Genomic DNA, 7623 nt, shown 5'->3' with positions numbered 1-7623 from the left:
AACGAGCGCAACTGGGGCCACGACGAGCTCGCCTACGACCCGCGCTGGGAGTACGGCTTCCCGGCCCGTACGGAGTCCGAGCTGGCCTGGGTCCACCCGCACACCCCGAAAGGCACCACCGTGACGCAGGACGACCTCCTCGCCCGGGCCCAGGCGTGGCTCGCCGAGGACCCCGACCAGGAGACCCGCGACGAACTCGCCGCGCTCCTCGACCGCGGCGCCGACGACGAGGCCCGCGCCGAGCTCGCCGCCCGTTTCGCCGGCACCCTGCAGTTCGGCACCGCCGGGCTGCGCGGTGAGCTCGGCGCGGGACCGATGCGGATGAACCGCGCCGTGGTCATCCGCGCCGCCGCCGGCCTCGCCGCGTACCTGAAGGCGAAGGGCCGGACCGGCGGACTCGTCGTCATCGGCTACGACGCCCGCTACAGGTCCGTCGACTTCGCCCGCGACACCGCCGCCGTGATGACCGGCGCCGGCCTGCGCGCCGCGCTGCTCCCGCGCCCGCTGCCGACGCCCGTCCTCGCGTACGCCATAAGGCACCTGGGCGCCGTCGCCGGTGTCGAGGTGACCGCGAGCCACAACCCGCCGCGCGACAACGGCTACAAGGTCTATCTGGGCGACGGCTCGCAGATCGTGCCGCCCGCGGACGCGGAGATCGCCGCCGAGATCGACGCGGTGCGCGCGCTGGCCGATGTACCGCGCCCGTCCGAGGGCTGGGAGGTCCTCGGCGACGAGGTCCTGGAGGCCTATCTGGCGCGTACGGACGCCGTCCTGTCCCCCGGTTCCCCGCGCACCGCGCGGACGGTCTACACGGCCATGCACGGTGTCGGCAAGGACGTCCTGACGGCCGCGTTCGCCCGGCACGGCTTCCCGCCGCCGGCGCTCGTCGCCGAGCAGGCGGAGCCGGACCCGGCGTTCCCGACGGTGGCGTTCCCGAACCCGGAGGAGCCGGGTGCGATGGACCTCGCCTTCGAGGCGGCCCGGGCCGTGGACCCCGACCTCGTGATCGCCAACGACCCGGACGCCGACCGCTGCGCGGTGGCGGTGCCGGACGCGTCCGTCGAGGGCGGCTGGCGAATGCTCCGCGGCGACGAGGTCGGCGCGCTGCTCGCCGCGCACCTGGTGCACAAGGGCGCGACGGGCGTGTTCGCCGAGTCGATCGTGTCGTCCTCCCTCCTCGGCCGGATCGCCGAGGATGCCGGGGTCGGTTACGAGGAGACGCTGACCGGCTTCAAGTGGATCGCCCGGGTGGACGGTCTGCGGTACGGGTACGAGGAGGCGCTCGGCTACTGCGTCGACCCGGACGGCGTCCGCGACAAGGACGGCATCACGGCGGCGCTGCTCGTCGCCGAGCTGGCCTCGGAGCTGAAGGAGCAGGACCGCACGCTGACCGACCTGCTCGACGACCTGGCGGTCGCGCACGGTCTGCACGCCACGGACCAGCTGTCGGTGCGGGTCGAGGACCTGGGCGTCATCGCGAACGCGATGGCCGCCCTGCGCGAGAAGCCCCCGGTCCGGCTGGCCGGTCTGACGGTCGTCTCGGCGGAGGACCTGACGAAGGGCACGGAGTCGCTGCCGCCGACGGACGGTCTGCGCTACCACCTGGAGGGCGACTACCGGGCGCGGGTGATCGTGCGCCCGTCCGGCACCGAGCCGAAGCTGAAGTGCTACCTGGAGGTCGTGGTCCCGGTCGCGGACGCGAGCGAGCTGGCGACGGCGCGGGCGACGGCCACGACGGTGCTCGGCGCGATCAAGAAGGACCTGGCGGAGGCGGCCGGTCTCTGACCCGCCTCCCTCGCACGGCCTTTCGGTGGCCCGTACGGAAGCGACTTCGAGCGACTTCGAGCGACTTCCGTACGGGCCACCGGCCGTTCGGGTGGTTCGGGTACGGCGGCGGGCGCGACGCGCGGACGGGTCCGGGCGGCCGGGGCAGAGTGACCCGATGCCTCCCGTGCCGACGCAGCTGACCCGCCGCCGCACCGCCGCCGCGCCGCCGGCAGCCCCCGCACCCCCAGGCACCTCGCGCACTCCCGTACGGCGGGCCCTGCTTCGGGCCCTGCTTCGGGCCCTGCGGCACGCGGCCCCGGCGCTGCTCGGCTATCTCGCGGTCCGGCTGGTCGGTCTGCTCGTCCTCGCCCACTGGGCCCATCTCCAGGGGCACGGCGTGTGGCCGGCGCTCGCGCGGTCCTGGGACTCCAGGTGGTATCTGGCCATCGCCGATCACGGCTACATCCACGAGCACGGCGACCACCTCACCAATCCCCCGCGCAGCCTGGCCTTCTTCCCGCTCTACCCGGCCCTGGTGAAGGCGGTCGCGGCGGTCACCCCGGGCTCACCGGCGGCCTCCGTGGGCCTGGTGCTCGCCGTGCTGTGCTCGTTCGCGGCGGCGTGGGGGGTGTTCGCGGTCGGCGACCGGCTGAAGGGGCGCCGTACGGGCACGCTGCTCGCGGTCCTGTGGGGCGCGACGCCGGTCGCGCTCGTGCAGTGGATGGGGTACACGGAGTCGCTGTTCACGGCGCTCGCGGCGTGGGCGCTGTACGCGGTGCTCACCGGGCGCTGGGCCTGGGCGGCGGGCCTCGCGATCGGCGCGGGCCTGACCCGGCCGACCGGGATCGCGGTGGCGGCGGCGGTGTCGGTGGCGGGGCTCCTGGCCGCCCGGCGGCGGGGCCGGGCCCCGCTGCTCGCCGCGCTGGCCGCGCCGCTGGGCTGGCTGGCGTACGTGGGCTGGGTCGGCCTCCGCGTCGGCCGTCTGGACGGCTACTTCGCGGTCCAGCGCGTCTGGGGCAACGTCTGGGACGGCGGCGCGGTGACCCACGACCGGCTGCTCCAGAACCTGGTGTACGCCACGCGTCCGCAGTTCTTCCTGGCCGTGGTGTCGCTCGTCCTGATCGCCTCGGCCGGACTCTTCCTCCTCTGCCTGACCGACCGCCAGCCCCTCCCCCTGCTGGTCTTCGCCGCCGTGCTGCTCCTGGTCGTCCTGGGCAGCGGCGGCGTCTACTTCCCGCGCGCCCGCTTCCTGCTGCCGTGCTTCCCCCTGCTGCTGCCCCTGGCGACAGCCCTGTCCCGCGCCAGGCTCCCGACGACCGCGGTACTGCTCGGCGGTGCGGCGCTGTCGTCGGCGTGGCTGGGGGCGTACATGGTGCTGGTGTGGCAGGGGCCGCCGTGAGGGGGCAGAGGCGCGGGCGGGGCGACCGGCACCGACCGGCGCGCCGGAGGCGGCGGCCGACGGGACGACGCCCAGCTCCGCGGAGGCCGCAGGCCGGCGGGGTGGCCGCCCCGGCCGCGTCCTCCGCGCGTGCTGTTCAGGGGACAGGCGGGCGGATCAGCCCGTCGCGCCGAGGATCACGAGCAGCACCAGACCGGCCGCCGCCGGCGCGAGGATCTCGTAGGCCCAGCGGATCCGGGGCTCGCCCTGGGCCTCCGGCAGGGTGCCGCGGCGCTCCGCCAGCTCCCGCAGGTCGGCCACCGTCTGGTCGGTGGGGGCGACGCGGCCCTTGTCGGAGACGTCGGCGGTCACCGACGTGCGGCCGTGGGGATCGTCCTGGGAGGCGCGGGCGGCCAGGCGGGCGGCCCGCTTGCGCTGGCGCAGGGAGACCGGGATGGCCCAGAGCTGGTACTTGCGGCCCTCCTGGGTGAAGACCTCGCTGGAGTAGCCCGCCCGCACGTCGGCGACGGCGCCCCAGGGCAGCGTGACGGTGCGGAACGGGTTGCGGACGCGCAGCCGCTCGGCGCCCGCGAACACGGCCGGCCGGATCGTGAACGCCACGATCAGCGGGATCACCATGATCAGCACGGCGAGCGCCAGCCACGGCGTCCGCCCGTCCCCGCGCACGATCGCGTCGACCCCGAGCAACAGGGCCAGCACGACCAGGAACACCCCGCTCGCGATCCCCAGCGGCGAACGGAAGACACGGTCCGGGGCGGACGGCTCGGAGGGCTGCGCGGACGGCGGCGGGGCGGAGGTCATGGCCCGATTCTGCCTCAGCGTTCACGCGCCCGGGGTGAGGAGGTCGAGGTGGACCCGGTGCGGACGAGGCCGGCGGGACGGCGGCGCGGTCGGTGACATGGTCGGTGGCGCGGTCGGCGCGCGGTCGGTGACATGGTCGGCGGCGCGGTCGGCGCGTCGTCGGCGGCGCGGTCGTGGGCCTCCCGCCGGGCACCGTACGGCCCCTGCCACAGGCATGTGACAGGACTCACCCCCACCCCCGCTCCCCCACACCCACCTGCGCGTTCGCACGCTCGCACGAGCAGCCCCCTGTACACGCCGCTACGCGCGTAGATATGCTCGACTGGTGACCATGCCCACCACTGCACCTGCAGCACACGCTTTCGCCGACGTGACCACGTCCGAGAGCACGCTGCGCCGCTTCCTCCACGGGCTGCCCGGCGTCGACGCCGTCGGCCTGGAGGCGCGCGCCGCGTCGCTCGGCACCCGTTCGATCAAGACGACGGCCAAGGCGTACGCCATCGACCTGGCCATTTCGATGATCGACCTGACGACGCTGGAAGGCGCGGACACCCCGGGCAAGGTCCGGGCGCTCGCCGCCAAGGCCGTCCGTCCCGATCCGACCGACCGCACGACCCCGTCGACCGCCGCCGTCTGCGTCTATCCCGACATGGTGGCCACCGCCAAGGCCGCCCTCAAGGGCTCCGGCGTCAAGGTCGCCTCCGTCGCGACCGCCTTCCCGGCCGGCCGCGCCGCCCTCCCGGTGAAGCTGGCCGACACGGCCGACGCCATCGCCGCCGGCGCCGACGAGATCGACATGGTCATCGACCGTGGCGCGTTCCTCGCCGGCCGCTACCTGGAGGTCTTCGAGCAGATCGCCGCCATCAAGGCCGAGTGCGGCGACCGCGCCCGGCTCAAGGTGATCTTCGAGACCGGCGAGCTCTCCACGTACGACAACATCCGCCGCGCCTCCTGGCTCGGCATGATCGCCGGCGCGGACTTCATCAAGACCTCGACCGGCAAGGTCGCGGTCAACGCCACCCCGGCCAACACGCTCCTGATGCTGGAGGCCGTGCGCGACTTCCGCGCGCAGACCGGCGTCCAGGTCGGCGTGAAGCCGGCCGGCGGCATCCGCAACACCAAGGAAGCGATCAAGTTCCTGGTCCTGGTCAACGAGACCGTCGGTGCGGACTGGCTGGACAACCACTGGTTCCGCTTCGGTGCCTCCAGCCTGCTCAACGACCTGCTCATGCAGCGTCAGAAGCTGGCGACCGGCCACTACTCCGGCCCCGACTACGTGACGGTGGACTGATCACCATGGCATCTGTATCCGCATCTCCCTCCCCCTCCCCGTTCGAGTACGCGCCGGCGCCCGAGTCCCGTTCCGTCGTCGACATCGCGCCCTCCTACGGTCTGTTCATCGACGGCGAGTTCACCGACGCGGCCGACGGCAAGGTCTTCAAGACCGTCTCCCCCTCCACCGAGGAGGTCCTCTCCGAGATCGCCCAGGCGGGCGCCGAGGACGTGGACCGCGCGGTGCGGGCAGCCCGTAAGGCCTTCGAGAAGTGGTCGGCGCTGCCGGGCGCCGAGCGCGCCAAGTACCTCTTCCGGATCGCCCGGATCATCCAGGAGCGCAGCCGTGAGCTGGCCGTCCTGGAGACCCTGGACAACGGCAAGCCGATCAAGGAGACCCGCGACGCGGACCTCCCGCTGGTCGCCGCGCACTTCTTCTACTACGCGGGCTGGGCCGACAAGCTCGACCACGCCGGCTACGGCGCCAACCCGCGCCCGCTGGGCGTGGCCGGCCAGGTCATCCCGTGGAACTTCCCGCTGCTCATGCTCGCGTGGAAGATCGCCCCGGCGCTCGCGACCGGCAACACGGTCGTCCTCAAGCCCGCCGAGACCACCCCCCTGTCCGCTCTGTTCTTCGCGGACATCTGCCGCCAGGCCGGGCTGCCGAAGGGTGTCGTCAACATCCTTCCGGGGTACGGGGACACGGGCGCCGCGCTCGTCGAGCACCCGGACGTGAACAAGGTCGCCTTCACCGGCTCGACCGCCGTCGGCCGCTCCATCGCGAAGTCCGTCGCCGGCACCAGCAAGAAGCTCACCCTGGAGCTGGGCGGCAAGGGCGCCAACATCGTCTTCGACGACGCCCCCCTCGACCAGGCCGTCGAGGGCATCGTCAACGGCATCTTCTTCAACCAGGGCCAGGTCTGCTGCGCGGGCTCCCGTCTCCTGGTGCAGGAGTCGATCCACGACGAGCTGCTCGACTCGCTCAAGCGGCGCCTCTCCACGCTCCGCCTGGGCGACCCGCTCGACAAGAACACCGACATCGGCGCCATCAACTCCGAGGAGCAGCTGGCCCGGATCACCTCGCTCGTCGAGACCGGCGAGGCCGAGGGCGCCGAGCGCTGGACCGCCCCGTGCGACATCCCGTCGTCCGGCTACTGGTTCGCCCCGACGCTCTTCACCCACGTCACCCAGGCGCACACCGTCGCCCGCGACGAGATCTTCGGCCCGGTCCTGTCGGTGCTGACCTTCCGTACGCCGGACGAGGCCGTCGCCAAGGCCAACAACAGCCAGTACGGCCTGTCGGCGGGCATCTGGACGGAGAAGGGCTCCCGCATCCTCGCGGTGGCCAACAAGCTCCGGGCCGGGGTCGTCTGGGCCAACACGTTCAACAAGTTCGACCCGACCTCGCCGTTCGGCGGTTACAAGGAGTCGGGCTTCGGCCGCGAGGGCGGCCGTCACGGTCTGGAGGCCTACCTCGATGTCTGACAGTCAGACCCGTCTTGGCGTCTTCAAGACCTACAAGCTGTACGTGGGCGGGAAGTTCCCGCGTTCCGAGAGCGGCCGGGTGTACGAGGTGACCGACTCCAAGGGCAAGTGGCTGGCCAACGCCCCGCTCTCGTCCCGCAAGGACGCCCGTGACGCGGTCGTGGCCGCGCGCAAGGCGTTCGGCGGCTGGGCGGGCGCGACCGCGTACAACCGCGGCCAGATCCTCTACCGCGTCGCCGAGATGCTGGAGGGCCGCCGGGACCAGTTCGTGCGCGAGGTCGGCGAGGCGGAGGGCCTGGGCAAGACCAAGGCCGCCGCGGTCGTCGACGCCGCGATCGACCGCTGGGTCTGGTACGCGGGCTGGACCGACAAGATCGCCCAGGTCGTCGGCGGCGCCAACCCGGTGGCCGGCCCGTACTTCAACCTGTCCACCCCGGAGCCGACCGGCGTCGTCACCGTGATCGCCCCGCAGGAGTCGTCCTTCCTCGGCCTGGTCTCGGTGATCGCCCCGGTCATCGCGACCGGCAACACCGCGGTCGTCATCGCCTCCGAGCAGGCCCCGCTGCCCGCGCTCTCCCTGGGCGAGGTGCTCGCCACCTCCGACCTCCCGGGCGGCGTCGTCAACATCCTGTCCGGCAAGGCCGCCGAGATGGGCCCGCACCTCGCGGCCCACCTCGACGTCAACGCGATCGACCTCACGGGCGCGGACGCCGAGCTGGCCCGCGAGCTCGAAATCGCCGCGGCGGACAACCTGAAGCGCGTCCTGCGCCCGCGCACCGAGGACTTCACCGCGTCCCCGGGCACGGACCGCATGACCGCCTTCCTGGAGACGAAGACCGTCTGGCACCCGACGGGCTCGCTGGGCGCGAGCGGCTCCGCGTACTAAGCCGGACACGGAG

General features: G+C 73.2%; 6 protein-coding genes. 5 read left to right on the top strand and 1 reads right to left on the bottom strand.

Features of this window, described 5'->3' with window-relative positions:
• Window positions 1-120: 120 nt before the first annotated feature.
• Both AB0C73_RS28600 and AB0C73_RS28595 read left to right on the top strand, forming a co-directional pair.
• On the top strand, window positions 121-1785 hold the full coding sequence (locus AB0C73_RS28600) for a phospho-sugar mutase (protein WP_362535782.1): 1665 nt from the start codon (window positions 121-123) through the stop codon (window positions 1783-1785).
• A gap of 157 nt (window positions 1786-1942) precedes the next feature.
• Complete coding sequence (locus AB0C73_RS28595) at window positions 1943-3166, top strand: hypothetical protein (RefSeq protein ID WP_362535766.1); 1224 nt, start codon at window positions 1943-1945, stop codon at window positions 3164-3166.
• 156 nt (window positions 3167-3322) lie between these two features.
• Here the strand turns inward: AB0C73_RS28595 and AB0C73_RS28590 are convergent, their stop codons facing one another.
• On the bottom strand, window positions 3323-3967 hold the full coding sequence (locus tag AB0C73_RS28590) for a PH domain-containing protein (protein WP_362535765.1): 645 nt from the start codon (window positions 3965-3967) through the stop codon (window positions 3323-3325).
• A gap of 331 nt (window positions 3968-4298) precedes the next feature.
• Between AB0C73_RS28590 and deoC the strand changes: the two genes are divergently transcribed.
• The 3 genes from deoC to AB0C73_RS28575 are packed head-to-tail and all read left to right on the top strand — an operon-like array spanning window position 4299 to window position 7610.
• A complete protein-coding gene (deoC, locus tag AB0C73_RS28585; protein WP_362535763.1) occupies window positions 4299-5258 on the top strand; it encodes a deoxyribose-phosphate aldolase in 960 nt (319 codons plus the stop codon).
• A 5-nt stretch (window positions 5259-5263) separates the two neighbouring features.
• A complete protein-coding gene (locus tag AB0C73_RS28580; protein WP_362535762.1) occupies window positions 5264-6724 on the top strand; it encodes an aldehyde dehydrogenase family protein in 1461 nt (486 codons plus the stop codon).
• Window positions 6717-7610 (top strand): aldehyde dehydrogenase family protein, encoded by an 894-nt coding sequence (locus tag AB0C73_RS28575; protein WP_362535760.1) that lies wholly within the window; start codon window positions 6717-6719, stop codon window positions 7608-7610. Before AB0C73_RS28580 ends, AB0C73_RS28575 begins: the two co-directional genes overlap by 8 nt.
• Window positions 7611-7623: the final 13 nt, after the last annotated feature.

The sequence above is a fragment of the Streptomyces sp. NPDC048623 genome, assembly GCF_040650755.1.
In the GTDB taxonomy this organism is placed as follows: Bacteria; Actinomycetota; Actinomycetes; order Streptomycetales; family Streptomycetaceae; genus Streptomyces.
The sequence above is the reverse complement of the archived record's forward strand: the minus strand, read 5'-3'. Positions and strand labels throughout refer to the sequence as shown.